We start from the raw sequence: 24,965 nt of genomic DNA on the forward strand, positions 1-24,965 counted from the left end.
CTGGCTACTGTGGATTTTCGAGGCTGAAGGTCTCGGTCGCCTCGTCGTAGGCGAACAGCTCGCCGTAGCGGCCCCAGTTGACGACGCTGCGCAGCGTGTCGGCGGCGTATTCCTCGGACATGTGGTCCTCCAGCTCCTCGAGGAAGCGGGCGGCGCGGGCGTTGTGGCTCGGGCGCTCCTCGAGCACCGCCTTGATGCGCGCGGCGAGCGGCACATAGGCGACGAGATGCTCGCCGAACAGCTTCTTGCGCGCGTCGGTCTCGAGATCGGCGAAGCGCAGGCCGGCCGGCGTCAGCCTGATGTCGCCCGATTCGAGCTCGGCGAAGCGCATCAGCTGCAACGTCTCGCCCACCGGGAAAAGCTCGTCGATCTCCATCTGCAGGCTGTCGGCGAGCGCCGGCAGGTCGGCGCGGCCCGAATAGGGCTCGGCGGCGATCTCCTCGATCATGCCGGCGAGCGTGTTGGTGGACACCATCGGCAGCGCCATGCCGACGCCGACGCCCGCGAACGCGCCCTCGCGCGTCGTCGCCGGATCGGGACGCTGCGTCATCAGCGCGTAGATGCGGTCGACGAGCTGACGGAACTCGGGGTCGAGCCGGTTGCGCGGATGCGGCAGCGAGATATTGATCTCGGCGGCGATGCGGCCGGGGTTGGAGGACAAGACGAGGACGCGGCTGCACATCAGCACCGCCTCCTCGATGTTGTGCGTGACCATGAGGATCGACTTGATCGGCATGCGGCCCTCGACCCACAGGTCGAGCAGGTCGGTGCGCAGCGTCTCGGCGGTCAACACGTCGAGCGCGGAGAAGGGCTCGTCCATCAGCAGGATGTCCGGGTCGACGACGAGCGCGCGGGCGAAGCCGACGCGCTGGCGCATGCCGCCCGACAGCTCCTTGGGAAAGGCCGATTCGAAGCCGTCGAGGCCGATCACGTCGATCGCCTTGAGGGCGCGCCGGCGCGCCTCGGCGGCCGGCGTCTTCTTGGCGCGCAGGCCGAGCTCGACGTTGGCGAGCACGCTGAGCCAGGGGAACAGCGCGAAGCTCTGGAACACCATGGCGACGCCGTCGACCGGGCCGTCGACGGGGCGCCCGCGATAGGAGACTTCGCCCGAGGCCGGCCGCGTGAGGCCGGAGACGATGCGCAGCAGCGTGGACTTGCCCGAGCCCGAGCGGCCGAGCAGGCCGACGATCTCGTTGCTGCGCAGGGTCAGGCAGACGTCGTCGAGGACGCGGGGCCCCTGTTCGCCGGAGCCGGTCTGATAATGCTGCACGACATGCTTCGCCTCGATGAGCGGGGCGCCGGCGTCGTCGGCCTTGGCCGAGGCGGGAGCGATATGCGTCATGGGGAGCCTCAATCGAGACGAAGCCGGCGTTCGGCGAGGCCGAACAGCGGGCGCCAGAAGATGCGGTTGAACAGCAGGACGACGGCCGACATCAGGGCGACGCCGAGGACGATGCGCGGATAGTCGCCGGCGTCCGTCGCCTGCGCGATATAGGCGCCGATCCCCTGCGCGCGCACGAGGTCGTCGCCCCAGCGCACATATTCGGCGACGATGGCGGCGTTCCACGAGCCGCCCGAAGCCGTCAGCGCGCCGGTCATGTAGAACGGAAAGATCGCCGGCAGCATCACGCTCTTCCACCACGACCAGCCGCGGATGCGGAAGCCCGCCACCGCCTCCTTGAGGTCGTTGGGGAAGGCCGCCGCGCCGGCGATGACGTTGAACAGGATGTACCATTGCGTGCCGAAGATGATCAGCGGGCTGAGCCAGACGTTGGGATTCAGCGAGAAGCGCAGGATGAGGATGACGGCGATCGGGAAGACGACGTTGGCGGGGAAGGCGGCGAGGAACTGCGCCAGCGGCTGCACGCGGTCGGCGATGCGCGGGCGAAGGCCGATCCACACGCCGATCGGAACCCACACGAGCGAGGCGAGGGCGATCAGCGCGACGACGCGGATGAGCGTGTAGAATGTGTAGAGCAGCGCCTCGCCGACCTCGGACAGGGCGATCTCGGCGCGCACGAAGTCGACGATGCGCCAGCCCGCCCACGCGATCAGCAGGGCGAGCCCGCCGTACCAAAGAACGTCGACGAGCCTTGAGGCGAGCGCCCCCCGCTCGCCCTCGCTCCGCGGCGCCGCGAGCCAGTCGAGCCGCCACAGGGCGAAGGACTGGAAGGCGGCCGAGAGCGGGCGCATCAGCGCGCGCAGGAAGCTGGTGCGCAGGAACAGGTCGCGCACCGCCGAGCGCGACTCTGTCTGGCCGGCCGACAGCTCGACGCGGAAGCGCGCGCCGAAGGCGACGAGCGGACGGAACAGCAGGACGTCGTAGAGCAGGATGACCACGGCCATCGTCGCGACGGCGGCGAGCACGGCCGGAACGCTCTTCTGCTCGATGGCGAGCGCGAGATAGGAGCCGACGCCGGGCAGCTTGATCGTCGTGTCGCCGACCGAGATCGCCTCGGAGGCGACGACGAAGAACCAGCCGCCGGACATGGACATCATCATGTTCCAGATCAGCGCCGGCATGGCGAAGGGCGCCTCGAGCTGCCAGAAGCGCTGCCACGGCGTGAGCCTGAAGCCGCGCGCCACCTCGACGAGGTCGCGCGGCACGCTGCGCAGCGACTGATGGAACGAGAAGGCCATGTTCCAGGCCTGCGAGGTGAAGATCGCGAAGATCGCCGCGCATTCGGCGCCGAGGATCGAGCCGGGAAACAGGCCGAGGAAGAAGGTGATGGTGAAGGACAGGAAGCCGAGGATCGGCACCGACTGCAGGATGTCGAGCAGCGGGATCAGCGCGCGCTCGGCGCGCTCGCTCTTGGCGGCGAGGGTCGCGTAGGTGAAGGTGAAGAGCAGCGAGGCGGCCATCGCCGCGAACATGCGCAGCGTCGTGCGCATGGCGTAGTAGGGCAGGCCGGAATAGTCGAGCGAGGAGACGGTCGATTGCGGCGCCTCGATCGGCAGGGTGAGGCCCTGCGAGAAATGGCCGATCGCGATGAATCCCGAGAAGATCAGCGCGATCCACAGCAGGTCGTAGACGTTGAGCGCAACGCGGCGCTCGAGCGGAGCGAACGGACCGGACCGAAAGAGCATGGATCGCTTCCGCGCGGGAAAGGGAGAAGCTTGAGCGGGGCGTCAGCCCTCGCGCGACCATAGGAGTTTTGCGCCGATTCTAGAAACGGCGTCGCGGGCGAGCGTCCGCAATAGTCCGTGAAGTTTTTGACTGTTCGATGAAACCGGCGATTCCTGAAGAAGCGCCCGCGCCGCAGTTTCGCCGCGTTCCGCCGTTTTTTCGACGCGTTAACGAGGCTTTACTCTTTCCGCGGTATTCGCTGTAGATCGACACTCGGTTCAGTGGCCATGCGGCGCTTCGTTTTTCTTCTGTCCGGCCTCGGAATGATGGCTCTGCTCGCGGGCTGCGCGGGCGGGGGGCTCGGCGACGATCCCTTCCCGGCGCCTTCGGACTACCAGATCCACGGCATCGACGTCTCCAAGTACCAGGGCGAGATCGACTGGGACACGGTGCGGGCGTCGGGCGTCAAATTCGCCTGGATCAAGGCGACCGAGGGGGGCGATCATGTCGACGACATGTTCGGCCGCAACTGGGAGGCGGCGAAGGCCGCCGGCGTGCCGCGCGGTGCCTATCATTTCGCCTACTGGTGCCGCCCGGCCGCCGAGCAGGCGGCCTGGTTCGCCGCCAACGTCCCGAACGATCCCGACGCGCTGCCGCCGGTGCTCGACGTCGAATGGAACGGCCATTCCAAGACCTGCCCGCGCAAGGTCCCGCGCGAGGTCGCGATCGCCGAGATGCGGACCATTCTGGAGGCGATGGAGCGCACCTACGGCAAGCGTCCGATCATCTATGTCACCGTGGATTTCCACCGCGACGTGATGCAGGGCGAGTTCACCGACTATCCGGTCTGGGTGCGCAGCGTGAAGTCGCATCCCGCGCTGAAATACGGCGCGCGCAGGTGGCGCTTCTGGCAGCACACGGCGGAAGGGCGAGTCGCCGGGATCAAGGGCTATGTCGACCGCAACGCCTTCAACGGCTCGCCGAAGGACTGGCAGGTCTGGGTCACCGCGGCCACGAGCCCGCCCAAGGCGTGACGCGCCGCGCAGGAAACATACGCGCAGTAAACATAAAAGAAGGGCCGCCGCGAGGCGACCCTTCCTCTGTCATGTCCGCTTTTCGAACCTGACGCCGTCAGAAGGCGGGAAGGCGCAGACCTCCAATCCAGGCCGTGTCAAGCGGAGAACGAATAGACACTGGATCACCTCCTTCCGATGCGTTGACGATGGCTGAAGCATACGCTAATCGGGCCAATTCGCAAATCGCCCGTCCTGCGTCGTCCACAGGCTGCGCCCCTCATCCTCTTTAGCGCGGCAAGGCGCAGACCAGAACCGCCGCGCTTGCCTGCGCCCGCGGCGCCGGCCTAACTGGCGCGGCGATGGTCTCCACGGAGTTAAAGGCATGAGCGAGCGTCCTGCGGCCGCCTCGGGCGAATTTCGCCTCGGCGGATCCACCATTCATCGTCTCGGCTTCGGCGCGATGCGCATCGTCGGCAAGGGCGTGTGGGGCGAGCCCGCCGACCGGCGCGAGCGCCTCGCCGTGCTGCGCCGCCTTCCCGAGCTTGGCGTCAACTTCATCGACACCGCCGACAGCTACGGGCCGTTCGTCAGCGAGGAGCTGATCGCCGAGGCGCTTCACCCGTATGACGGGCTGCTGATCGCCACCAAGGGCGGCCTCACGCGCCTCGGGCCCGACGTCTGGGCGCCGGTGGGGCGGCCGGAATATCTGCGCCAGTGCGTCCTCATGAGCCTGCGCCGCCTCAAGGTGGAGCGCATCGACCTCTGGCAGCTGCATCGCGTCGATCCGAAAGTTCCGCGCGAGGAGCAGTTCGGCGTCATCGCCGACATGCAGAAGGAGGGGTTGATTCGCGACGTCGGCCTGAGCGAGGTTTCGGTCGAGGAGATCAAGGCGGCGCAGGCCTATTTCAAGGTCGTCTCCGCGCAGAACCTCTACAACCTCGTCGAGCGCCGCAGCGAGGCCGTCCTCGATCATTGTGCGGCGGAGGGGATCGGCTTCATCCCCTGGTTCCCGCTCGCCGCCGGCAAGCTCGCTCAGCCGGGCTCGGTCCTTGACGAGATCGCCCGGGCGAAGGGGGCGAGCACGGGCCAGATCGCTCTCGCCTGGGTGCTGAAGCGCGCGCCCGTCATGCTGCCGATCCCGGGCACCGGCTCGGTCCGCCATCTTGAGGAGAACGTCGCGGCCGCCGCCGTCTCGCTCACCGACGAGGAGTTCGCTCTCCTCGACGCGCAGGGCCGGGAGGCCGCATGAGCCGCGCGGCGGGGGCGTGGCTCTCTTCGGTCGCAATCCGCGCGCGCCCATGCTAGCTGACTGCCCGCGAACGCGATCAGAGCCGCAAGAGACCCCATGAGCGAATTTTTCCGCGAAGTCGACGAGGACTACCGCCGCGAACGTCTTCTCCTGCTTTGGAGGAAGCACCGCACGCTCATCATCGGCGCGGCGGCGCTGTTCGTCGTGGGGACGGCGGCCTGGCGGCTCTATGACTATATGAAGAACCGCGCCGCCGAGGCGGCGGGAGCGCGCTATCAGGCCGCCATGCGGCTTTCGTCCGACGGCAAGGGCGAGGAGGCGCGGGTCGCCTTCGCCGACATCGCCGCGAGCGGCCCCGCAGGATATGCGGCGCTCGCCCGCCTGCGCCTCGCCGAGGCCGACGCCGCGCGCGACCCCTCGGCGGGCGTTTCGGCCTATGACGCGCTCGCCGCCGACCAGCGGCTCGATCAGTCCTTCCGCGACCTCGCCCAGCTGCGCGCCGCCGCGCTGCGGATCGACCTCGACGATCCGAAGGCTTTCGAGGACAGGTATCGTTCGCTCGCTTCGCCCGCCTTCATGTATCACGGGATGATGAGCGAGCTGCTGGCGCTCGCGGCGCTGCGCCGCGACGACTATGAAGCGGCCGGCCGCTGGCTCGACATGATCGTCGCCGACCCGCAGGCGACCGGCGCGCTGCGCCAGCGCGCCGAGGCTTTCCTCGGGATCGTGCAGGCCGGCAAGCTTGCGCCGGCCGCGCCCGCGCCGGCGCCCGAGTTCCCTGTCGTTCCGCCGGCCCCGACGCTTTCGCTCCCTATAGCTCCGCCTGCTCCCGCGCTCGCGGCGCCGGAAGCCGCCGCGCCTGCGCCTGCGGTCGAGCCGAAGCCTGAGACCCCCGCGCAGGCCGAGCCGCCGGCGCCTGTTTCCGAGCCCGAGGCTCCGCCGCCTGCGGGCGAGGCTGCTCCTGAAGCGCCGCCGGCGCCGGAAGCCGCCGCGCCCGCGCCCGCGCCCGAGACGCCCGCCGCAGCGCCGCCGCCCGATCAGAAATGACCTTCCGCATCGCCATCATCGGGCGTCCCAACGTCGGCAAGTCGACGCTGTTCAACCGGCTCGTCGGCAAGAAGCTCGCGCTCGTCGACGATCGTCCGGGCGTCACGCGCGACCGGCGCGAGGGCGAGGCGAAGCTCGGCGACCTCGTCTTCTCGATCATCGACACGGCGGGGCTCGAAGAGGGACCGGAGGCGTCGCTGCCGGGGCGGATGCGCGCGCAGACCGAGCGCGCCATCGAGGAGGCCGACGCCATCTTCTTCCTGTTCGACGCGCGCCAGGGACTGACCCCCGACGACCGCATGTTCGCCAACCTCGTGCGCCGCGCCGACAAGCCGCTGATCCTCGTCGCCAACAAGGCGGAGGGGCGCGCCGGCGAGGCCGGCGCGTTCGAGGGCTATGATCTCGGCCTTGGCGATCCGGTGCCGCTGTCGGCCGAACATGGCGACGGCTTCGCCGAACTTTACGCCGCCTTGCTCGAGGCGCTGCCCGAACAGACCGCGGCGCCGGCCGAGGACGAAGATGCGCAGGCGCCGCTCGTCCTTGGCGACGACGAGGACGGCTCCGAGCTCGACCCGACCAAGCCGCTGCGCGTCGCTGTCGTCGGCCGCCCCAACGCCGGCAAGTCGACGCTGCTCAACGCCATTCTCGGGCAGGAGCGCCTGCTGACCGGGCCAGAGCCCGGCCTCACCCGCGACACCATCGGCGTCGAGTTCGACTGGAACGGGCGGCAGGTCAAGATGTTCGACACGGCGGGGCTGCGCCGCCGCGCCAAGGTCGAGGACAAGCTCGAGAAGCTCGCCGGCCAGGACGCGCTGCGCGCGATCAAATTCGCCGAGGTCGTCGTACTGCTGCTCGACGCGACCATCCCGTTCGAGAAGCAGGACCTGACGCTCGCCGACCTCGTCGAGCGCGAGGGCAGGGCGCTGGTCATCGGCCTCAACAAATGGGACCTGATCGAGCATCGCGGCGCGAAGCTGTCGGAGCTGAAGGAGGAGGCGGCCCGCCTTCTGCCGCAGGTGAAAGGCGCGCCCGTCGTTCCTCTTTCCGGCGCGACGCGCGAGGGACTCGACAAGCTCATGCGCGCGGTCTTCGCCGCGCATGAGGTGTGGAACAGGCGCATCTCGACGGCGCGGCTCAACCGCTGGCTCGCCGGCGCGCTGGAGGCGAGCCCGCCGCCCGCCGTTTCGGGCCGGCGGATCAAGATCCGCTACATTACCCAACTGCGCGCCCGTCCGCCCTATTTCCTGCTTTTCGGCAACCAGCTCGACGCTCTGCCGGCGAGCTACGAGCGCTATCTCGTCAACGGGCTGCGCCAGGCCTTCGATCTGCCGGGCGCGCCGATCCGCATTTCGAAGAGAATGGGCGACAATCCTTACGCCGACAGCAAGCCGCGTCGAAAATAGTGCGCGAAGCCTGGTCAAAAACGCGAAAGCCGCTCGCTCCGAGCCTTGCGGCGCTCGACGACATGGTCGCCGCCGCCTTTCCCGGCGCGCGTCCGCTTGGCGTGCGGCCTATCGCGGCCGGCGTCGTCAACGACAATTTTCGCGTCGAGCTCGAAGGCCAGGCGCCGCGCGTCGTCCTGCTGCGCTACTGGCGGCGCGGGCTCGGGCAGGCGCGCACGGAGGCCGCGCTCCTGCGCCGCCTCGTCGGAGGCCCGCCTGTTCCGGCCGTGCTCGGCTATGGCGAGGCCGATCCGGAGTTCTATCTGCCTTACGGATTTCTCGAATGGGTCGAGGGCGAGCGCCTCGACCAGGCGGTCGACCGCGCCGGCGACCTCGCGCCGCTCGGGCGCGCGGCGGGGCGCCTGCTGGCGGCGATCCATGGCGTCGAGTTCGAGCGTCTCGGCTTCTTCGGCGCGGATCTGCGCCCTGAGAGCGTCTATGACGTCAGCGTCGAAGAGCAGGCGGCGTGGCTCGAGACCGTGTTCGCCGATCCTCGCGCGGCGTCGCGCCTCGACGCGCCGCTGCGCACGGCGATGCTGCGCGCCGTCGCGCGCGAGGGCGCGAGCCTCGCCGCCGGCTGGGCGGCGAGGCCCTGCCTCTCGCACGGCGACTTCGACGCCGCCAACATCATTCTGCGCGCGGACGCCGCGGGCGGACTCGAGGCGGTCGCGCTCGACTGGGAGTTCGCCTTCGCCGGCGGCCCGGCCTTCGATTTCGGCCATCTGCTGCGCCCGCCGCTTGGCGAAAGCGCGCCGTTCCTCGAGGGGCTGTGCGCCGCCTATCGCGAGGCGGGGCGTGAACTGCCGGAAGACTGGCGTCGGGCGGCGAACCTCGCCGAGCTTCTGTCTTTGGCGGACTTCCTCTCCCGGTCGTTCTGCGGCGAGGACGCCGCCGCCTGGACGCTGGCGCGCCTTCGCCGGCTCGCGGGCTGAAACCCGGCGCGCCGACGCCCATATAGGCGAAATTGTCCCCGGATCCGCGCCATGCCGCCATTCGTCCAGCTTCTTCGCCGTGCGGCCGTCAGGCTGTTCGAGGCGCTCGTTGTCTTCTATCTCGCGCTCGACGCGGTCTTCACGCCGCTGTTCCGCCCGCTCGCGCGCTGGGCGGCGCGGCTGCGGATCGTCCTGCGCCTGCAGGACGCGATCGCGGCTCTGCCGCCCTACGCGATCCTCGTGGCGCTCGCCGTTCCCTTCGCCGTCGCCGAGCCGGCCAAGCTCTACGCGCTCGTGCTGATCGCCGACCGACGCTGGCTCGCCGGCGCCATCGTAATGGGCGCGGCCTATGTCGTGAGCCTCCTCGTCGTCGAGCGCATCTACGCCGCGGGCCGCGCCAAGCTGCGCACGATTCCATGGTTCGCGCGGCTGATGGACTGGCTCGTCGACCTGCGCGACCGGCTCCTCGCCTTCGCGCGCGCGACCCGCGCCTATGGGATTTTCATGGACGCGAAGCGCCGCCTCGCGCCCCTCGCGCAGCGGGCGCGCCTGCGGCTCGCCGAGGCTGGCGCGGGCTTGCGCGCCCGCGGCGCGGCGCTGCTTCGGCAGGCGCGGGCGCGGCTTTCGTCGTAGTCCGGCCTGCTTGCCGCGCTCTGTCCGCGCCCCTATTTTGGCGGCCATGAACCGCCCCCTCGACCCGCCCTCCGGGGACGACGCCGGGCCGCGCCGCCGCGGTGCGGCGCCCTCCCTGTTCGGCCCCGCGGCCGACGCCTTCGATCCGCCCGAGCCGCCGCGCCGCCGCTTCCGCGCTGTGCCGTTGCGGGTGATCCTGCCCAACCTCGTCACCCTGCTCGCGTTGTGCATGGGGCTCACCGCGATTCGCTTCGCGATGGAGGGCAATTTCGAGTTCGCGGTGATCGCCGTGATCGTCGCCGCCGTACTCGACGGGCTCGACGGGCGCATCGCGCGCGCGCTGCGCGGAGCGACGCGCTTCGGCGCCGAGCTCGACTCGCTTGCGGATTTCGTCGATTTCGGCGTCGCGCCGGCGCTGATCCTCTATTTCTGGGGCCTTGACGAAATCAAGAGCTTCGGCTGGTTCGCCGCGCTCGTCTTCGCCATCGCCGCCGCGCTGCGCCTCGCGCGCTTCAACGTCTCGGCGGACGATCCGAACCGCCCGGCCTGGCGCGCGCATTTCTTCACCGGCATGCCGGCGCCGGCGGGGGCCATCGTCGGCCTGCTGCCGATCTACCTCAACCTGTCGGTGTTCGGCGTCCCGGCGACGAAGCCCGTCGTCTTCGTCTACATTATCTATGTGATCGCCGTCGCCCTCCTGATGGCGAGCGCCATCCCGCATTTCTCCGGCAAGAAGATCGGCCGCGTGCCGCGCGACTACGTGGTCGTGGTCATGTTCGGGGCGATCGCCCTCCTGCTGCTGCTGGCGACCTTCCCGATGGAGATGCTCATCTGCCTCTCGCTCGCCTATCTGGCTTCCATTCCCTTCGCCATGCGGCGTTTCAGGGCCTATGAGGCGGCGGACGGAGACAAGCCGCCGGCCGAGCCGGCCAGCGCTGCTAAATGAGGCGTTTTCGCGCGCCGGCTGTTCACAAATTCGACGTTCTCGATTAGGGTCCGCGCCGACTGACGCCCGGCGGCCTTGCGGCCTTCCGGCGAATGATGATTGCGCCGAAATCCTGAGCCTCGCCTTCCTTCGTGGCCGAGCTTGGCGCCAGCCGACGCTCCGGCCGCCGCGGCCGGGCGCGCCGGGCGGGCCGGCGCGCAGAGACAAGGACGCCAATGTCGAAAGAAGAACTGCTCGAGTTTCCAGGAGTCGTCGTGGAGCTCCTGCCCAACGCCACCTTCCGGGTCCAGCTCGAAAACGAGCATGAGATCATCGCCCACACCGCGGGCAAGATGCGCAAGAACCGCATCCGCGTCCTGACCGGCGACAAGGTCCTCGTCGAGATGACGCCGTACGACCTGTCCAAGGGACGCATCACCTATCGCTTCAAGTGAGCCGCGGCGATGACGGCGCAGCCTGACCGCGAAGATTTTCCGCCCGGGCGCCCTTCATGACCCGCTCCGCGCGCGGCCTCGAACGGCCGCTCCTCGTGCTCGCCTCCGCGTCGACGCGGAGGCTCGAGCTTCTTCAGCAGATCGGCGTCGAGCCGAACCTTCTTCTCCCCTGCGACCTTGACGAGACGCCCGTGAAGGGCGAGGCGCCGCGCCTGCTCGCCGCCCGCCTCGCGCGCGAGAAGGCCCGCGAGGCCGCGCGCCTCGCGCGCGCGGATCCCGACGTCGGCGAGGCTTTCGTCCTCGGCGCGGACACGGTGGTCAGCGTCGGGCGACGCGTTCTCCCGAAATGCGAGACGCGCGTCGAGGCCGGCCAGTGCCTCGAGCTTTTGTCCGGCCGCGCCCATCGCGTTTATACGGGCGTCTGCCTCGTCTCGCCGTCGGGCAAGGAGCGCGCGCGCCTCGTCGAGACGCGCGTGCGCTTCAAGCGGCTGTCGGCGGCCGAGATCGAAGCCTATCTCGGCTCCGGCGAATGGCGCGGCAAGGCCGGCGGCTACGCCATCCAGGGCCTCGCCGGCGCGTTCGCGATCAAATTGATCGGCTCCTACTCGTCCGTCGTCGGACTGCCGCTTTATGAAACCATGTCGCTGCTCGCCGGGGAAGGGTTTCCGACGCTGGCCGGCTGGCTTGCGCCGACGTGAGGGACGGCCTTGGTCCAAGAGGAAGACGCAGGGAAAGGCGGCGACGCGGGGCGGGGCGATTCGAAGGCGCGCAAATGCCCGATCTGCGGCAAGCCGGCGACGCCGCGGCATCGGCCCTTCTGCTCGGCGCGCTGCGCCGACGTCGATCTGCATCGCTGGCTCGGCGGCGTCTACGCCATCCCGGCCGAGGACTCCGACGAAGCGCCCCCGCTCGCCGGCGAACCGCGCAAGTAGAGCGCGTTCAGCGAAACCATATTCGCTGAACGCGCTCTAACTACTTGTTTAAGCGCATTTTCTCAACGCAACGGTCTGCAACTTTTGCTGAAGATGCTCTAGCTGAACCATCGGCCACATCCGGCCTCATCTCCTTTGTCTGATCGGCCAATGTTCTTTCCCGTCTCAAAAGTCGCCTGGCTTCTTCTCGAGCCGCTCACCTTATCGATCGTCGTCGCCGGCGTCGGCGTCGGCCTCCTGTTCACTCGATACGCGCGCGTCGCGCGGCGCATCGCGGCGTTGGGCGCCGCCGCGCTGATCGTTCTGTTCCTGACGCCGCTCGGGGTCGCGCTGATGCGTCCGCTCGAAAACCGGTTTCCGCCGCCGCCCGCCAATCTTCCGGATCCGACGGGGATCATCGTGCTCGGAGGCGCGCTCAGCGCTTCGCTGACCGAAGCGCGCGGTCCGAGCTCGCTCAGCGGCGACGGCGAGCGGTTGACCGAAGGGCTCGAGCTCGCGCGGCGCTATCCGCAGGCGCGGCTTATCTTCACGGGCGGCTCGGGCGCGCTGATCTCCGGCGACGCGTCCGAGGCGGTCGGGGTGCGCCGCTTCTGGGAGGCGCTCGGGGGGCCGGCCGAGCGGATGAGCTTCGAGGACAGCTCCCGCAACACCTGGGAGAACGCCGTCTTCACCCGTAATCTCCTCAAGCCCAAGCCGGGCGAAGTGTGGCTCCTCGTCACCTCGGCCTGGCATATGCCGCGCTCGATCGGGATTTTCCGGCGCGTCGGTTTCGACGTCGTCGCCTATCCGGTGGCCTACCGCACCTACGGCGACTGGCGCGACTGGTCGCTCCTGCACACGGCTTTCGAACGGGCGCCGCTCGTCTATTTCGCCGTGCGCGAATGGATCGGCCTCTTCGTCTACTGGGCGACGGGCAAGACGGCGACGCTGTTTCCGGCTCCTTAGGCCGCGCGAACCGCCGCGTTCAGACGTCCTCGGACGTTAGCGCCCGGTAGGCCGCCGAGAAGAATTGCCGCCGCATGACAATGACGAAAATGGCGATCGTCGTCGCGATCAGCATCGCCGGGCCGATGAACCAGCCGAGATAGGCGAAGGCGAAATAGAAGCTGCGCAGGCCCTTGGCGAAATGCAGCCCCGCGTCGATCGTCATGAGGCCGGCTCGCCTGCTCGCCGCCTCGCGCGCCCGCGCGTCGGGCGATTCGGGGCCGGGCGTCGCGCCGAGAAGAATGGCCGCGTAGATGAACAGGCGATAGGCCCAGGCGAATTTGAAGAACGCGTAGCCGAAGATGAGCGCGAGGCCGAGCACCTTCGTCTCCCAGGCGCCGCGCGTCGCGACCACCGAGCCGACTGAAAGGTCGCCGACCATCTTCAGCACGTCGTCGGCGGCGCGCATCGCCGCCGCGACGCCGCCGAGCAAAAGCAGGGAGGTGGACGCGAAGAACGCCGCTCCGTTCTGCAGGCTCGACATGATGTTGGCGTCGGCGATGCGGGAGTCTCTCGACGCCATCGCCTTCATCCAGCCGATCCGGTGCTCGTTCATCAGCACGGAAAGGCCCGGCTGTCCGCGCACCCCGTGCTCGTTGACGAAGCGGTAGGCGATCCACGCGCCGACGAAGAAGGCGACGGCGAAGGCGTCGAACGTCGAGAGGCCGGCCATGCATGCGTCTCCTGAGCGCCGGGATGAAATCGCTTTTGGAAGGAAAAAGCTTAAGGCCGGACGGCTTAACGGCGGGTGTGCGCCGCGCTGTCCTCGATTGACGAAGTTTTGGGCAGGCCACATAGGGAAGGCGTCCCGCCGCCGCCTTGGCGGATCCGTCGTCTGACCGGCCCGAGAGGACAGCCGTGGCCCTCACCCTTGTCATCGCCAACAAGGCCTATTCGTCCTGGTCGTTCCGGCCCTGGATCCTGATGCGTCAGTTCGAAATCCCGTTCGAGGAAGCGGTCGTCCCGCTCGGACGGCCGCAGACGCGGGCCGAGATGCTGCGCCATTCGCCGGCGGGAAAATGCCCGATCCTGAAAGATGGCGAGATCCTCGTCTGGGAGTCTCTCGCCATCGTCGAATATCTGGCCGAGAGCTTTCCCGGCCTCGCCATCTGGCCGCGCAAACGGGCTGCGCGGGCGCACGCGCGGGCGCTCTCGGCCGAGATGCACGCAGGCTTCACGGGCCTGCGCGCGCTCGCCCCGATGAACATGCGCCGCGCGCCCTCCGCGCGGCCGTTGACCGCGGAGGCGAGCGCCGACGTCGCGCGTCTCGAGGACGCCTTCGCGCGGGCGCGGGCGGCGCACGGGGAGGGCGGTCCGTTCCTGTTCGGACGATTCTGCGCCGTCGACGCGATGTTCGCGCCCGTGGTCAACCGGCTTTACGCCTACGCCATCCCTGTCGGCGCGCCGACTCGCGCCTATATGGAGGCGATGATGACCCTTCCCGCATGGCGTGAGTGGGTCGAAGGGGCGTTCGCCGAACACTGGATCATCGACGACTATGAAAAGGATTGACGTTTTCCGCGCGGCGGGGCGCGGGCGTTGAGCGGCGCGGGCGAGGACAAGCGCGGCCGCGCCGTCGCGGCGCCGGCCTCCCGGGCCGAGATCGACGCGTTTCTGGCCGCCGCCGGCCTCCCGGCGGAGCGCGGGCGCGGACGCCTCATCTTCGCGCTCGACGCGACGATGAGCCGGCGGCCGACCTGGGATCTCGCCCAGGACCTGCAGGCGCGCATGTTCCGGACCGCCGCCTCGCATGGCGGGCTCGTCGTGCAACTCGTCTATTATCGCGGCTTTCGCGAGTGCCGCGCCTCGCGCTTCATGAGCGGCGGCGAGGCGCTCGCCGACGCGATGACGCGGGTCCGCGTCGCGGCGGGGCTGACGCAGATCGGCAGGGTCCTGCGCCATGTCCTCGACGAGGCGAAGACCGCGCCCGCGCCTGTGCTGGTCTTCGTCGGCGACGCGATGGAGGAGCGTCCGGACGAGCTCGCCGACCTCGCCGGGCGGCTCGGCCTCCTCGGCGTCAAGGCGTTCATGTTTCAGGAGGGGCGCGATCGCGCGGCGGAGGCGGCGTTCCGCCAGATCGCCTTGCTGACCGGCGGCGCCTATGCGACATTCGACGCCAGCGCGGCGGAGCGGCTCGCCGCGCTTCTGTCGGCCGCCGCGGCCTACGCCGCCGGCGGCCGCGCGGCTCTTGAGCTGGAAGCGCGGCGCGGCGCTTCTGCGGAGCTTCTGCTTGCCCAGCTGCGCTAGCGCCGTCGACCTGGGGCTCGGCGCGCCGGATCGCGCCGCGGGCCTGCGTCGGCGCCGAGAGATCAAAGACTGAAGAACCGGCCGCGATGATCTATCTGATCGTCTCTCTCCTGATCTTCTGGCTCGCGACGACGGCCCTGCGCGCCTTCGCTCGCGCCGATCCTGCGTCTCTCGCCCGCGTCATCCGGCGCGGCGGCGGCGCGGCGCTGCTTCTGTTCGCCGCGTTTCTGGCGGCGCGCGGCGCGATTTCCTTCGCCATGGGTTTCGGCGGCCTCGGCTTCTGGCTGCTCAACGCCGGCGGGCGGCCGTTCTGGACTATTCCCGGCGGCGCGGCGTCCTCAGCCTCCGGCAAAGCCGCGCCGCGCGTCTCCTGCGTCAGATCGGCGATGATCGAGATGCAGCTCGATCATGACTCCGGCCGGATGTCGGGAACGGTGCTGGCCGGCGCGCTGGAGGGGCGGGAGCTAGAGTCGCTGACTCGCGCGGAGTGCGAAGCCCTCCACGAGCTTTGCCGTCGAGACGATCCTGAGGGCGCCCGGCTTCTGGAGGCTTATCTCGATCGCCGGTTTGCCGGCTGGCGTCAGGCACGCAAGGCTCAAGGCGACGCGGGGGGCTTCGAATCGCGTCCCCGCGCCGGCGCCATGACCCAGGATGAAGCGTATGAAGTCCTGGGACTTCGCAAGGGCGCGTCGCGGGAGGAGGTCGTCCGGTCGCACCGCTCGCTTATGAAAAAGCTTCATCCAGATCATGGCGGGACCACCGACCTGGCGGCGCGTGTCAATGAAGCGAAGGAAGTTCTGATGCGGCGTCATCTGTGAGCGTCCGGAGTGCGGCGCCCCGCGGCGTCAGGAGCGCTCTTCGATCACAGCGCGATGATGACGAAAAAGGGTTAGTTTTTCGTTGCGAAGCATGAAAAACCGCTTTTCTTCAGCGCCTTGCAGGCCTCTTTCGCGCTTTTTTCCTCAAGTCCGGCGAAACGTGCGCGGTACAGCGTCGCCTCGCCCTTGCGCAGCTTTTCCGTGAAGGGCTCGGCCGCCGCCAGGGCGCCGCCGCCCTGCGTCCGCGCCCTGGCGAGAAGCGCCTGCGCCTTGTCTTCGTCGTCGGCCGCTCCGACCTGAATCAGCCAGCCGGAGCGCGCGGCAGGCCGGGTCTCCGGGCCGGTCGCGTCCGTCTGGTCGGCCGCGTCGCCTTCTCCCTCGCCTTCGACGTCGAGCTTGTCCCGCGCGGCCCTGGCGGCGCGCGCGTCCTCCTCGATCGGAACGCGTATCGCGATCTTCGGCGCGCCGGGCGCCGGCGGAGGGGCGAGGCTCGCGGCCTGTCCGCCCGCCGCGGGCTTCTCGAACGAGCGCGGCGTCTTGCCCGGGGCGAGGCCGGCGTTCCAGCGCAGGGCGGACGGCTCGACGGTCGGCGGCGCGAACAGGACCGCGCCGACGCCGGCGCCGTCGAGCGAGGCCGTGCGCACGGCGCTCTGGCGCGGGTTCGGCGCCTGGGCGGCGAAAGGCTGCGGCAGCAGCGCGCCCGCCAGAAGTTTCACGTGCTGGCGCGCCGGCGCCGCCGGAGCGGGGGCGGAAGCGGGGACGGCGGGCGCGGCGGAAGGCGCGATCGAGGCGACGGCGACCGGATCAAGCTCCTGCCGCCCGCCCGAGACGACGGCGAGCGCCTCGCGCTGCGCCTCGTTCTGCGCGAGCGCGGGCCTTGCGTCGGCGTAGGCGAGCGGAGCTTCAGTCGCCGCCGCGCCGGCGAGCGCGAGCTTCGCCTGCGCCTCGCGCAGCGCCGAGGCGACCTTCACCGTGGAGCCCTTGTCTATCTGGTCTTCGATGAGGTCGGCCATGATGCGGTCGCGGGCGGGCGCGCTGACGCCGCCCATCACCACCGCGACGATGTAGCGGCCGTCGCGCTTGACCGAGGTCAGGAGGTTGAAGCCGGAGGCGTTGGTGTAGCCGGTCTTGATGCCGTCCATGCCTTCGACGCGTTCCATGAGATGGTTGTGGTTCATGATCGTCGCGCCGGCCCAGTAGAAGGCGCGCGTCGCGAAGTAGCGGTAGTAGCGCGGGAAGCGCTCCTCGATGGCGCGGCCGAGGATGGTCAGGTCGCGCGCCGTGGTGATCTGCGCGTCGGCTGGAAGGCCCGAGGCGTTGACGTAGGTCGTGCCGTTCATGCCGAGCTCGCGCGCCTTGCGCGTCATCATCGCCGCGAAGGCGTCCTCGTCGCCGCCGATCGCCTCCGCGACCGCCACCGCGATGTCGTTGGCCGAGCGCGTGACGATCGCCTTGATCGCGTCCTCGACGCGGATCGTGCGGCCGGGCTTCAGCCCCAGCTTGGTCGGTTTTTGCGCCGCGGCGTGACGCGAGACCGGGATTTCGCTGCCGAGGCTGAGACGGCCGGCGTCGAGCTCCTCGAACAGGAGGTAGAGCGTCATCACCTTGGTGATCGAGGCGGGATGGCGCGGCTCGTCCTCATTGCGTCCGTACAGCGTCTCGCCGCTGTTGGCGTCGATCACGACCGCCGCGAAATTGTTCGCCTGGGCGTAGGGGCGCGCATGCATGTAGCGGACGGAGCGGGGCCGCGCCGCGTGCGCGTGACGACTGCCGTGAGAATGCTTCGCCGCATGGGCGTGATGGCCATAGGAATGAGCGCGCTGGCGCGCCTGAGCGGGCTCGCCCGAGAGCGCAAGCGCCGCCGCGCCGAGCGCCAGAAGCGCAGCCAGGACGGCCGCCCCGAGGCCGCCGCGCAGGAGGCGCTTCGTTGCGCAAGCCAGCTTGCGGCGAAGCGCCGCATCCCGATAGAACATTGGCCGCGCCCCGCCTTTCCGCGCATGTCTCAAGCGCGAGACGCTAATTCTCCTTAGTTACCCGTTGGTTAAAAGCGCAGCCGCAGCGGCGGAGCCGGCGCGGGCGCGTTATGTTGCAGCGCAATATAACCTTGACGTGAATTGTGCGTCGCACTATACATGACCTGCGAGCTCGATCCGCAGCTCCACAACAGCCGCCTTGAGGAAAACGAGAGTCGGCGCAAGCTCGACCTAGGGAACATGAATATGGCGAACACCATCGAAGACTTTCAGAAGTTCGGCAAGTCGCAGTTCGAGACGGCCACGGCTTCTTCTCAGGGCGTCGTGAAGGCTTTCCAGGCCATCGCCGCCGAGACCACCGACTTCTCCAAGAAGAGCTTCGAGAACGGCTCCGCCTTCCTTGAGAAGCTCCTTGGCGCGAAGTCGCTCGAGAGCGCGATCCAGCTGCAGACCGAGTACGCCAAGGCCGCCTACGCCGATTTCGTCGCCGAATCGACCAAGCTCGGCGAGCTTTACACCGCGCTGGCCAAGGAGGCGTTCAAGCCGCTCGAGTCGATCGTCTCCAAGTATCAGCCGGTCAAGAACTGAGCGTCAATCCGCGATGGCGCGAACGGGATAAGGGCCGCGGCCCGGCGGGCGTCCGCATCGGACGCTCGACGCGCTTCTCCGCTTCTCCGCTTTTGCGCAACTTCGAAGCCCGGCCTTGGCCGGGCTTTGTGTTTTTGTCCCCTACTTCCGGCGGCCGGAGGAGCCCCGTCGAGACGGCGCGGTTCTTGCTCGCCGGCTTTCGGCGCCGCGCGCCGTCCATCGCGCGCCCGCGTCGACGAACCTTGCGCGAGCTTCGTTCGTTTGTCCGATGCGCGGGAGGCGAAGCCAATTCGCCCTTGCGAGAACATTCGGGGCGTTGTTCACTGGAGCTTCATGTCCGCCGCACCTAAATAGGGCGGATGGCGAAGGCGGGACCAATCGTGGCGAAGGCTGCGCACAAGCATTCCGGTTTCTTGCAGGCGCCGCGCCTGACGGCGGCTTCGGCGCCGCGGGACGCGGGCAAGGACGAGAAACGTCCGGGCGACGGAGGCTCGGGCACGGCCGTCATCACGCGCACGAAGACGCAGACCCGCAAACCCAGCATGTACCGGGTCCTTCTTTTGAATGACGACTATACGCCCATGGAGTTCGTCGTCGCCGTCCTGAAGAAATATTTCAACAAGGGGCCGGAAGAAGCCACGCGCATCATGCTTCATGTCCACCAGCATGGGGTCGGCGAATGCGGGATCTTCACCTACGAAGTCGCCGAGACCAAGGTAACGCAGGTCATGGACTACGCCCGCAAGCACCAGCACCCCCTGCAGTGCATCATGGAAAAGAAATGAGGTAGGAGCCCATGCCTTCCTTCTCACGCAATCTGGAGCAGTCGCTCCACCGGGCCCTCGCCGTCGCCAATGAGCGGCATCACGAATACGCCACGCTTGAGCATCTCCTCCTGAGCCTGACGGACGACTCCGACGCCTCGGCCGTGCTGCGGGCCTGCTCCGTCGACCTCGACCAGCTCAAGAAAAGCCTGCGCGACTATATCGAGCAGGAGCTCGACAATCTCGTCGGCGACGGCCGCGAGGACGCCAAGCCCACGGCCGGCTTCCAGCGCGTGATCCAGCGGGCGGTCATCCATGTGCAGTCCTCGGGCCGCGAGGAGGTGACGGGCGCGAACGTGCTCGTCGCCGTCTTCGCCGAGCGCGAGAGCCACGCCGCCTATTTCCTGCAGGAGCAGGACATGACGCGCTACGACGCCGTAAACTACATCAGCCACGGCATCGCCAAGCGCCCCGGCCTCTCCGATCCGACCAAGACGCCGCGCGGCGCCGAGGACGAGCCCGAAGGGCGCGAAGGCAAGGAGAAGGAGACGGCCGAGGCCAAGAAGAAGGAAGGCGCGCTCGACGCCTATTGCGTCAACCTGAACAAGAAGGCGCGCGAGGGCCGCATCGATCCGCTCATCGGCCGCGAGGCCGAGGTCCAGCGCACGATCCAGGTGCTGTGTCGCCGCCACAAGAACAATCCTCTCCTCGTCGGCGATCCCGGCGTCGGCAAGACGGCGATCGCCGAAGGCCTCGCGCGCAAGATCGTCAAGAGCGAAGTGCCTGAGGTGCTCTCCGAGGCGACGGTGTTCGCGCTCGACATGGGCACGCTGCTCGCCGGCACGCGTTACCGCGGCGACTTCGAGGAGCGCCTCAAGCAGGTGATGAAGGAGATCGAGAACCACAGGAACGCGATCCTGTTCATCGACGAGATCCACACAGTGATCGGCGCCGGCGCGACCTCGGGCGGCGCCATGGACGCGTCGAACCTGCTGAAGCCCGCCCTCGCGCAGGGCACGCTGCGCTGCATCGGCTCGACGACCTACAAGGAGTATCGCCAGTATTTCGAGAAGGACCGCGCGCTGGTCCGCCGCTTCCAGAAGATCGACGTCAACGAGCCGTCGGTGCCGGACGCCATCGAGATCATGAAGGGCTTGAAGCCCTATTTCGAGGAGTTCCACAAGATCCGCTACACCAATGAGGCCATCAAGGCCGCGGTGGAGCTGTCCGCGCGCTACATCCATGACCGCAAGCTGCCGGACAAGGCGATCGACGTGATCGACGAGACCGGCGCGAGCCAGATGCTGCTGCCCGAGGCCAAGCGCAAGAAGACGATCGGAATCAAGGAGGTCGAGACGACCATCGCGACGATGGCGCGCATTCCTCCGAAGACCGTCTCGAAGGACGACGCCGAGGTGCTCGAGCATCTCACCGAGACGCTGCAGCGGGTGGTCTATGGCCAGAACAGCGCCATCGCCGCGCTCACCTCGGCGATCAAGCTGGCGAGGGCCGGCCTGCGCGACGGCGAGAAGCCGATCGGCAGCTACCTGTTCTCGGGCCCGACCGGCGTCGGCAAGACCGAGGTCGCCCGCCAGCTCGCGACCGCGCTCGGCGTCGAGCTCGTGCGCTTCGACATGTCCGAGTACATGGAGCGACACACCGTCTCGCGGCTGATCGGCGCGCCTCCCGGCTATGTCGGCTTCGACCAGGGCGGCCTGCTCACCGACTCGATCGACCAGCATCCGCATTGCGTGCTGCTGCTCGACGAGATCGAGAAGGCGCACCCGGACCTTTACAATATCCTTCTGCAGGTGATGGACCACGGCAAGCTGACGGACCACAGCGGCAAGCAGGTCGATTTCCGCAACGTCATCCTGATCATGACGACGAACGCGGGCGCGGCCGACATGACGCGCGAATCCTACGGCTTCACCGCCGGCAAGCGGAAGGGCGAGGACGTCGAGGCGATCAACCGCATGTTCGCGCCCGAATTCCGCAACCGCCTCGACGCGGTCGTCGCCTTCGGCCATCTGCCGCATGACGTCATCGTCAAGGTCGTCGACAAGTTCATCATGCAGCTCGAGGCGCAGCTCGCCGACCGCAACGTCACGATCGAGCTCGCCGACGAGGCGAGAGCTTGGCTCGTCGAAAACGGCTATGACGAGCACATGGGCGCGCGGCCGATGGCCCGCGTGATCCAGCAGACGATCAAGACGCCGCTCGCCGACGAGGTGCTGTTCGGGCGCCTCAAGAACGGCGGCACGGTGCGCGTGGTCGTGCAGGAGGAGGACGGGGTCAAGAAGCTCGGCTTCGTCTTCCCCGAAGGTCCCGTGCTGCCGCGCCCGGAGAAGGACATCGTCGAGGCCGGCAGGAAGCGCGTGCGCTCCGAGCCGGAGGTGCGCCGGGCCCGCTCGCGCAAGCTGAAAGGCGAGGACGACGAGGATATCGACGAGGACTATGACGACGACGACGAGGCCGAGCCCTACGCCGACGAGTCCGAAACGAAGCACTGAGGCTTCGCGAACCGCATCGGACAGGAAGCCTCTCCGGCCGCGTCCCTGGCGCAAATAGAAAAAGCCGCGGCCTGCGCCGCGGCTTTTCGTTTCCGGCGGCCGGCTTCAGCCGCGCCTCAGGCGGCCTCGAGCGCCGCGACGATCCTGTCGCGGAGCGGGACCAGCGCGTCAGCCTTGACCATGTCGCCGCTGTGGCGGCGCAGCTCGACGCCTTCCCAGCGCGGCAGGATATGGACATGCAGATGGAACACCGTCTGCCCGCTAGCCGGCTCGTTGAACTGCATGATGGTGATTCCGTCGGCGCCGAGGCCGTCCTTCACGGCGCGGGCGATCTTCTGCACCCGCGGGGCGAGCGCGGCGAGCGTCGCCGGATCGGCGTCGAGAAAATTGCGCGAAGGCGCCTTCGGAACGACGAGCACATGGCCGTCGGCCTGCGGCATGACGTCCATGAAGGCGATCGCGACGTCGTCCTCGTAAACCTTCACGCAGGGGATTTCGCGGCGCAGGATCTTGGCGAAGATATTGGAGTCCTCATAGGGCGTCGTCACGGCGTTCCTCCGCTTCTCGGTTCGCGCAGGAATAGGGCGTCGCGGGCGGTCGTCAAGCCCGTTAGAAGCCGTCGGGCTCCGGCGTCGCCTCGCCGCGCCTGAACGGCGTCAGCGTGGCGTAGCCCTCGAGCTCCAGCTCCGCCTGAAGGCGCTCGCGGCGCAGATATTCGCCGATCGCCCTCGCGAACCGCGGATCGGCGATCTCGTGGGCCGAATAGGTCGGGACGGGACCGTAGCCGCGCGCGAGCTTGTGCTCGCCCTGCGCGCCCGCCTCGACGCGCGCGAGGCCGCGCGAGATGGCGAATTCGATCGCCTGATAATAGCAGACCTCGAAATGCAGGAAGGGGACGTCCTCGATCGCGCCCCAGTTGCGGCCATAGAGGGCGTCCGAGCCGATGAAGTTGATCGCCCCGGCGACGTAGCGCGTCCCGCGCCGCGCCATCACGAGCAGGATGCGCTCCGGCATGGCCTCCCCGACCATGGAGAAGAAGGCGCGGGTCAGGTACGGCTGGCCCCATTTGCGCGCGCCGGTGTCCTCGTAGAATTCGTGGAACGCGTCCCAGTGGCGCTCCTTGATGTCGGCGCCGGTGAGGAGGTCTATGTCGATCCCGCCGGCGAGCGCCTCGCGTCGCTCGCGTCTGATCATCTTGCGCTTGCGCGAGGCGAGATCGTCGAGGAAGCCGGCGAAATCGCCGTAGCCTTTGTTGAGAAAATGGAACTGCTGTCCCGTGCGCAGCAGGAAGCCGGCGGCGCCTAGCGCCTCCCATTCCTCCCGGGTCGGAAAGGTGACGTGGATCGACGACGCCTCCGCCTTGCCGCGCAGCGCGCGCAGGCCGCCGATCAGCGCCGGACGCGCACGCGCCTCGCAGCCAGGCAGGGCGAGCAGCCGCGGCCCCGTCGCCGGCGTGAAGGGCGAGGCGACCTGGATCTTCGGATAATAGTCGAGCCCTGCGCGCAGATAGGCGTCGGCCCAGCCGAAATCGAAGACATATTCGCCCATCGAATGGCTTTTCACATAGGTCGGCGCGGCGCCGACGAGCGTTGCGCCGGACCGCGCCAGCACATGCGCCGGCGCCCAGCCGGCGCGGGGCGAGGCCGACTTCGAGGCTTCCAGCGCCTTCAGAAAGGCGTGCGAGACGAAGGGATTGTAGCTGTCGCCCGAATTGGCGCAGGCGTCCCATTGCGCGGCGTCGATTGCGGCGATGGACGTTGCGATCTCGATTTTCAGGGCGTCTTCCATGCGCCTCGTTCGTTGCCCGTGAGGTCGGGAGCGGGGCGCGGCCGAGCAGACACGCCCGCGCCCGGCCGGTCAAGGGCGCGGCGCGCCCGTCGCCTTCAAGGCCGCGATCGCGCCGCGCGCCGCCGCGCGGCCCGTTTCATAGGCGCCGTGCGCGGTCGAGAAGCTCCCGATCGAGCAGGCTTCCCCGGCGAAGAAGATCCGCCCGTCGACGGGTGCGGCGAGCCTGGCGCGATTGTCGGCGCAGCCCGGCGAGGCGTAGGAATAGGCGCCGCGCGAGAACGGATCGTTCGTCCAGGCGGTCGCGCCGACGACGCGCAGCCGCTGCGCGAAACGGGCGCCGAAGATGCGCGAAAGCTCGCCCCTCGCGAAGTCGAGGAAGGCGTTTTCGCCTCCGGCTTCGAGCTCGCGCGCGAGGTCGCCGCCGAAATAGCCTTCGATCAGGGGCAGGCCGAAGGGGCGCGTCCGCCAGGCGCCCGTGCGCCCGGCGAAGGGATCGCCGAGGAAATGGCCTTCCGGCGGCAGGTCGGCCGGATCGCCGGCGAGCGTGAGCTTGTTCGCGGCGCCGAGCGGCAGGCCGGCGGCGGCCGCGCTCTTGCCCGGCAGGGCGGGATGGAAGGACAGCGCCTCCTGCGCGATCAGGCTCGCCGGCAGGGTCACGATCAGCGCCCGCGCGCTCAGGCGTCCGCGCGGCGTCTCGACCACGATCCTCGCGCCGGAATGGTCGACGCGCGTCGCCTGCGCGCCGAGACGCACGGGCAGGCCGGCGCCGAAAGCGGCGACGAGCGCGCCATAGCCGCGCTCGAGCCGCCAGTTGACGCCGCTATCCTTGTAGCGTCGCCAGTCGAGGACCGACACCTTGGCCGGCCCGTCGCCGTTGATGTAGGCGCATTGCGCCTCGACGATCGCGTTGAAGCGGTTCCCCGGCTCGAGAAGGCGCGCCGCGGCGAAGTCGCCGCCCGAGAGGTCGGCGGTTTCGACGCTCGCGAAGAAGCGCTCCGAAGCGGCGCGGGCGCCCCTCCTGTCTTCGTCGGAAAAGGACGGATCGAAATCCTGCGCTCCCCAGCGCGTCGGCGAGCGGTCGACGGAAAAGCCGAGCTCGGCGGCGACGCGCGTGAAGGGATTGCGGTCGCCCGAATGCAGCCAGGCGCAGCCGTGGTCGAGCGCGAAGCCCTCGACGGTTTGCGTGAAGGCGCGTCCGCCGACGCGCTGGCGCGCTTCGAGGATGACGAAGGCGAGCTGCGCCGCCTCGATGATGCGGCCGGCGGAAAGGCCCGCCGCGCCGGCGCCGAGGATGATCACGTCGAAATCGGCCGATTCGTCGTTCATCGCGCTCCTCGCTCCGCATCCGCCAGCCGCCGGCGGCGACGTTCTTGCACGATATCTCTCTTGCGTGACAATCAGCGCCGTTCGCGCGAACCTCGCCGCGACGAAGGCTGAAGGAGGAGCCGTGAGCAGCATATGGAGCGTTAAGAGGCCCTAACAAAACCCTTTGTTAACCATGTTTGGTTGACCGTGAGGGATGGCCAAGAAGCTGCTGCCCGACGCCCTCTGGGCGGAAATCGCACCTCTATTCCCTCCTGACCGGGCTCGCC

24 protein-coding genes are annotated in these 24,965 nt (G+C 68.8%); 17 read left to right on the plus strand and 7 right to left on the minus strand.

What is annotated here, in order from left to right; translation table 11 throughout:
* Nucleotides 1–4 precede the first annotated feature (4 nt).
* Nucleotides 5–1,342, minus strand: a complete 1,338-nt coding sequence (locus ACE3OG_RS10445; RefSeq protein ID WP_374308311.1) for an AAA-associated domain-containing protein — start codon at nt 1,340–1,342, stop codon at nt 5–7.
* Between the two features lie 8 nt (nt 1,343–1,350).
* Entirely contained in the window at nt 1,351–3,087 is a 1,737-nt protein-coding gene (locus ACE3OG_RS10450; RefSeq protein ID WP_374308313.1) for an ABC transporter permease, read from the minus strand.
* Nucleotides 3,088–3,390: 303 nt separating this feature from the next.
* On the opposite strand from ACE3OG_RS10450, the gene ACE3OG_RS10455 reads away from it, so the two are divergent.
* From ACE3OG_RS10455 to ACE3OG_RS10505, 11 genes are all read left to right on the plus strand, one after another.
* A complete protein-coding gene (locus ACE3OG_RS10455; RefSeq protein WP_374308315.1) occupies nt 3,391–4,101 on the plus strand; it encodes a GH25 family lysozyme in 711 nt (236 codons plus the stop codon).
* A gap of 364 nt (nt 4,102–4,465) precedes the next feature.
* Nucleotides 4,466–5,332, plus strand: a complete 867-nt coding sequence (locus ACE3OG_RS10460) for an aldo/keto reductase (RefSeq protein ID WP_374308317.1) — start codon at nt 4,466–4,468, stop codon at nt 5,330–5,332.
* A 96-nt stretch (nt 5,333–5,428) separates the two neighbouring features.
* Entirely contained in the window at nt 5,429–6,379 is a 951-nt protein-coding gene (locus ACE3OG_RS10465; protein WP_374308319.1) for a tetratricopeptide repeat protein, read from the plus strand.
* The gene (gene der / locus ACE3OG_RS10470; protein ID WP_374308321.1) at nt 6,376–7,782 is read left to right on the plus strand and encodes a ribosome biogenesis GTPase Der; all 1,407 of its coding nucleotides are present in this window, start codon (nt 6,376–6,378) and stop codon (nt 7,780–7,782) included. Before ACE3OG_RS10465 ends, der begins: the two co-directional genes overlap by 4 nt.
* The gene (locus ACE3OG_RS10475; protein WP_374308323.1) at nt 7,782–8,753 is read left to right on the plus strand and encodes a phosphotransferase family protein; all 972 of its coding nucleotides are present in this window, start codon (nt 7,782–7,784) and stop codon (nt 8,751–8,753) included. The genes der and ACE3OG_RS10475 overlap by 1 nt, the downstream gene beginning before the upstream one ends.
* Nucleotides 8,754–8,804: 51 nt before the next feature.
* Nucleotides 8,805–9,386, plus strand: a complete 582-nt coding sequence (locus ACE3OG_RS10480) for a hypothetical protein (RefSeq protein ID WP_374308325.1) — start codon at nt 8,805–8,807, stop codon at nt 9,384–9,386.
* A 46-nt stretch (nt 9,387–9,432) separates the two neighbouring features.
* Nucleotides 9,433–10,332: a phosphatidylcholine/phosphatidylserine synthase gene (locus ACE3OG_RS10485; RefSeq protein WP_374308327.1), complete on the plus strand. Its 900-nt coding sequence runs from the start codon at nt 9,433–9,435 to the stop codon at nt 10,330–10,332.
* 215 nt (nt 10,333–10,547) lie between these two features.
* Nucleotides 10,548–10,766, plus strand: a complete 219-nt coding sequence (infA, locus tag ACE3OG_RS10490) for a translation initiation factor IF-1 (protein WP_102844496.1) — start codon at nt 10,548–10,550, stop codon at nt 10,764–10,766.
* Nucleotides 10,767–10,822: 56 nt separating this feature from the next.
* Nucleotides 10,823–11,464 carry a Maf family nucleotide pyrophosphatase gene (locus ACE3OG_RS10495; protein ID WP_374308329.1) on the plus strand — a complete coding sequence of 214 codons (642 nt, stop codon included), beginning with the start codon at nt 10,823–10,825 and terminating at the stop codon, nt 11,462–11,464.
* Nucleotides 11,465–11,473: 9 nt separating this feature from the next.
* Nucleotides 11,474–11,698, plus strand: coding sequence for a DNA gyrase inhibitor YacG (locus ACE3OG_RS10500; protein ID WP_374308331.1), 225 nt, complete (start codon nt 11,474–11,476; stop codon nt 11,696–11,698).
* Nucleotides 11,699–11,848: 150 nt separating this feature from the next.
* Nucleotides 11,849–12,643 carry a YdcF family protein gene (locus ACE3OG_RS10505; RefSeq protein WP_374308333.1) on the plus strand — a complete coding sequence of 265 codons (795 nt, stop codon included), beginning with the start codon at nt 11,849–11,851 and terminating at the stop codon, nt 12,641–12,643.
* 19 nt (nt 12,644–12,662) lie between these two features.
* Here ACE3OG_RS10505 and ACE3OG_RS10510 read toward each other — a convergent pair whose 3' ends face one another.
* Complete coding sequence (locus tag ACE3OG_RS10510; RefSeq protein ID WP_374308335.1) at nt 12,663–13,355, minus strand: DUF599 domain-containing protein; 693 nt, start codon at nt 13,353–13,355, stop codon at nt 12,663–12,665.
* 185 nt (nt 13,356–13,540) lie between these two features.
* Here ACE3OG_RS10510 and ACE3OG_RS10515 point away from each other — a divergent pair, with 185 nt between their 5' ends.
* The 3 genes from ACE3OG_RS10515 (at nt 13,541) to ACE3OG_RS10525 (ending at nt 15,747) form a co-directional block, all read left to right on the plus strand.
* On the plus strand, nt 13,541–14,194 hold the full coding sequence (locus ACE3OG_RS10515; RefSeq protein WP_374308337.1) for a glutathione S-transferase family protein: 654 nt from the start codon (nt 13,541–13,543) through the stop codon (nt 14,192–14,194).
* A 27-nt stretch (nt 14,195–14,221) separates the two neighbouring features.
* A complete protein-coding gene (locus ACE3OG_RS10520; RefSeq protein ID WP_374308339.1) occupies nt 14,222–14,929 on the plus strand; it encodes a VWA domain-containing protein in 708 nt (235 codons plus the stop codon).
* A gap of 86 nt (nt 14,930–15,015) precedes the next feature.
* A complete protein-coding gene (locus tag ACE3OG_RS10525; protein ID WP_374308341.1) occupies nt 15,016–15,747 on the plus strand; it encodes a DnaJ domain-containing protein in 732 nt (243 codons plus the stop codon).
* Nucleotides 15,748–15,818: 71 nt separating this feature from the next.
* Here ACE3OG_RS10525 and ACE3OG_RS10530 read toward each other — a convergent pair whose 3' ends face one another.
* Entirely contained in the window at nt 15,819–17,720 is a 1,902-nt protein-coding gene (locus ACE3OG_RS10530; protein WP_374308343.1) for a D-alanyl-D-alanine carboxypeptidase, read from the minus strand.
* 246 nt (nt 17,721–17,966) lie between these two features.
* Here ACE3OG_RS10530 and ACE3OG_RS10535 point away from each other — a divergent pair, with 246 nt between their 5' ends.
* The 3 genes from ACE3OG_RS10535 (at nt 17,967) to clpA (ending at nt 21,585) form a co-directional block, all read left to right on the plus strand.
* Complete coding sequence (locus ACE3OG_RS10535) at nt 17,967–18,308, plus strand: phasin family protein (protein ID WP_374308345.1); 342 nt, start codon at nt 17,967–17,969, stop codon at nt 18,306–18,308.
* Nucleotides 18,309–18,736: 428 nt separating this feature from the next.
* Nucleotides 18,737–19,093, plus strand: coding sequence for an ATP-dependent Clp protease adapter ClpS (gene clpS / locus ACE3OG_RS10540; RefSeq protein WP_374308361.1), 357 nt, complete (start codon nt 18,737–18,739; stop codon nt 19,091–19,093).
* A gap of 11 nt (nt 19,094–19,104) precedes the next feature.
* Complete coding sequence (clpA, locus tag ACE3OG_RS10545) at nt 19,105–21,585, plus strand: ATP-dependent Clp protease ATP-binding subunit ClpA (protein ID WP_374308347.1); 2,481 nt, start codon at nt 19,105–19,107, stop codon at nt 21,583–21,585.
* Between the two features lie 116 nt (nt 21,586–21,701).
* Here the strand turns inward: clpA and ACE3OG_RS10550 are convergent, their stop codons facing one another.
* The 3 genes from ACE3OG_RS10550 to ACE3OG_RS10560 form a co-directional block, all read right to left on the minus strand.
* Nucleotides 21,702–22,133, minus strand: coding sequence for an HIT family protein (locus ACE3OG_RS10550; protein ID WP_374308349.1), 432 nt, complete (start codon nt 22,131–22,133; stop codon nt 21,702–21,704).
* A 61-nt stretch (nt 22,134–22,194) separates the two neighbouring features.
* Nucleotides 22,195–23,373, minus strand: coding sequence for a GNAT family N-acetyltransferase (locus tag ACE3OG_RS10555; RefSeq protein ID WP_374308351.1), 1,179 nt, complete (start codon nt 23,371–23,373; stop codon nt 22,195–22,197).
* Between the two features lie 69 nt (nt 23,374–23,442).
* Nucleotides 23,443–24,699, minus strand: a complete 1,257-nt coding sequence (locus tag ACE3OG_RS10560) for a flavin monoamine oxidase family protein (protein WP_374308353.1) — start codon at nt 24,697–24,699, stop codon at nt 23,443–23,445.
* Nucleotides 24,700–24,965 lie beyond the last annotated feature (266 nt).

Source organism: Methylocella sp., assembly GCF_041905455.1.
Taxonomy (GTDB): domain Bacteria; phylum Pseudomonadota; class Alphaproteobacteria; order Rhizobiales; family Beijerinckiaceae; genus Methylocapsa.